Below are 2,703 nucleotides of genomic sequence, written 5' to 3'. Positions count from 1 at the left end.
GAAAAAGACATATTATCATATACTGTCATATGTGGATATAGGGCATAATTCTGGAATACCATGGCTATATCTCTATCCTTTGGCTCTACATCATTTACCACCCTATCATCTATCTTTAATGTACCAGAAGTAATGTCTTCTAGTCCTGCAATCATTCTAAGTGTTGTAGACTTACCACAACCTGATGGTCCAACCAAAACTATAAATTCCTTATCTTCTATGTCGATATTTACATTCTTAGCTGCCTGGAATCCATTGTCGTATGATTTACATATATTTTCTAGCTTTACTGTTGCCATTCTCTTACCTCTCATTCAAAATATAAAGCAATTTTTTCTAGACTTAAGTCTTGAGTAGTCTCAAGTCTAAGGTCTGCATCTACACCTATACCAACACTCCTCATCTTACAAGCCCTCATGGCTTCTACACCCGCCTGGGAGTCTTCAATTCCAATTACCTCATCTATTGCTAGGCCTATTCCCCTAGCTGATTCTACAAAGATATCTGGCGCTGGCTTGCTCTTTTCAACCTTGGCTGGATCGGCTATAAAGTCAACCTTATCTAGTAGGCCTAAAATTTCTAGAATCCTGCTGGCATTCTTAGAAACCGATGCAAGCCCTATTTTTAAATTGTTATCTCTTAGTTCTTTTATGAAGTTTTCTATGCCTGGAAGTATGTCCTCTTTAGTTAGGTCTTCCAAAAGCTTTACATATTCGTCGTTCTTTTTGTCTGTTAAAATTTTTATATCTTGGTCTGAATACTTGTCTCTTACACCACCATACTCAAGTATTCTTATCAGGGAATCAGTTCTAGATATCCCCTTTAGACTTTCATTGAATTCCTCATCGATGTCAATACCTATGCTATTTGCTAGGTTTTTCCAGGCTATATAGTGTAATTTAGCCGTATCTGTTATGACACCGTCTAGGTCAAATATTACTCCTTTTATCATAAAACCACCTTACACGCCTAATAGTTCTTTAAGGCAAACGCCTCATATGGCTTTAAGGCCACAATATTGTCCTTAATATCCAAGTTCTCATAGTTTGAAATCATCAGGCCATAGTCTCCCAGCTTGTAGTTCTTATCTAGCTCAAAGTTTACCAAGCTTGAGCCGAAGTTAGCAACCACTATGATACTTTTACCGTCTATAAACCTCTCGTATGCAAATACCTCCATATTTTCCCTATCTATAAGCTTGAAATCTGCATCTGTTATCACAGGGTCCGTATGCCTTAATTCAATCAATTTCTTATAGTAGTAGAAAATAGAATTTTTGTCTTTTAATGCATCCTCTACATTTATCTCTTCGTATCTAGGATTAACCCTAAGCCATGGCTGACCTTGGGTAAAGCCCGCGTGTTCCTTATTATTCCACTGCATTGGAGTTCTAGCATTATCTCTAGATATCTTATATACAGCCTTCATAAATTCATCCTTGGATAGTATCTTCCTATCAAGAACCAAGTCCTTGTAGGCATTCCTTATCTCTACATCCTGGTATTCCTCTATCTCATACCTACAGTTGACCATACCAATTTCTTCACCCTGGTATATATATGGTGTTCCCTGCATCAAATGTAGGATAGTAGCAAACATTTTGGCACACTCAACCCTGTAGTCGGTATCATTTCCCCACCTAGATATTACACGAGCCTGGTCGTGGTTTTCTAGGTAAAGTGAATTCCAACCCTTTTCGTATAGCCCATTCTGCCAAGCAGCAAATGAATCCTTAAGTTCTACTAAGTCTAGGTCCTTTACTCTCCATTTACCTGCTGCTGTTCCCTCATCAATATCAAGCATCATATGGTCAAAGGTAAAAATCATATTTAGCTCATTCCTGTCCTCACCACAGAATAGAAGCGCATTATCAGGATGGGAACCAGGAGCCTCTCCCACTGTCATACAGTCATACTTTGATAGGACTTCCCTATTCATTTCCTGTATGTACTCGTGTAGTCTTGGTCCATTCATATGGTAGTCACCTATTATATATTCACCTTGCCCATCCTCATAGTCTGGGAAATCTGTGTACTTGGATATTGAGCTGATTACATCTAGCCTCCATCCATCTACACCCTTGTCCATCCAGAACTTCATCATATCCCAGATTTCATTTCTGACTGTAGGATTTTCCCAGTTTAGGTCTGGTTGCTTCTTTGTAAATAGGTGAAGGTAGTACTCTCCAGTTGCTTCGTCATACTCCCATGCAGACCCACTGAAAAATGATCCCCAATTATTTTTCTTGTCAGACCAAAAATAATAGTCTCTGTATGGGTTGTCCTTAGACTTGCGACTCTCTACAAACCACTTGTGTTCATCACTAGTATGGTTGGCTACAAGGTCCATGACTATTTTTATATTCCTTTTATGAGCCTCATCTATTAGCTCGAACATGTCCTCTTCCGTCCCGAAGCTTGACCATATCTTCCTATAGTCGCTTATATCGTAGCCATTATCGTCTTGTGGAGATTCATATACTGGGCTTAACCAGATTACATCTATCCCCAATTCTACTAGGTAGTCTAGCTTTGATATTATTCCCCTAATATCTCCAAGACCATCCCCATTTGAATCATAAAAACTTCTTGGATATATTTGGTATACTACCGATTTTTTCCACCACTGCATATCTTATCCTCGCTTTATTACTAATTTATCTTCTAGTAAGTGTTTTTCCTTGTAAATATCTAACTCTATTGG

General features: G+C 38.5%; 3 protein-coding genes. All 3 read right to left on the bottom strand.

What is annotated here, in order from left to right; genetic code table 11:
- Positions 1-299, bottom strand: a 299-nt coding sequence (locus tag ACW6OJ_RS07950; protein WP_456096263.1) for an ATP-binding cassette domain-containing protein, incomplete at its 3' end; no start/stop codon positions are given.
- 11 nt (positions 300-310) lie between these two features.
- Positions 311-952, bottom strand: coding sequence for a beta-phosphoglucomutase (gene pgmB / locus ACW6OJ_RS07945; RefSeq protein WP_455105492.1), 642 nt, complete (start codon positions 950-952; stop codon positions 311-313).
- 17 nt (positions 953-969) lie between these two features.
- Positions 970-2,631, bottom strand: coding sequence for a glycoside hydrolase family 13 protein (locus ACW6OJ_RS07940; protein WP_455105491.1), 1,662 nt, complete (start codon positions 2,629-2,631; stop codon positions 970-972).
- Positions 2,632-2,703: the final 72 nt, after the last annotated feature.

Source organism: Peptostreptococcus sp. (assembly GCF_977045075.1).
Note: the sequence above shows the minus strand (reverse complement) of the source record. Positions and strands in the feature narration are given on the sequence as shown.

Bases quoted from the DNA above. Each gene is read 5' to 3' on its own strand.
- pgmB (WP_455105492.1), bottom strand. From the start codon at position 952: ATGATAAAAGGAGTAATATTTGACCTAGACGGTGTCATAACAGATACG.
- ACW6OJ_RS07940 (WP_455105491.1), bottom strand. From the start codon at position 2,631: ATGCAGTGGTGGAAAAAATCGGTAGTATACCAAATATATCCAAGAAGT.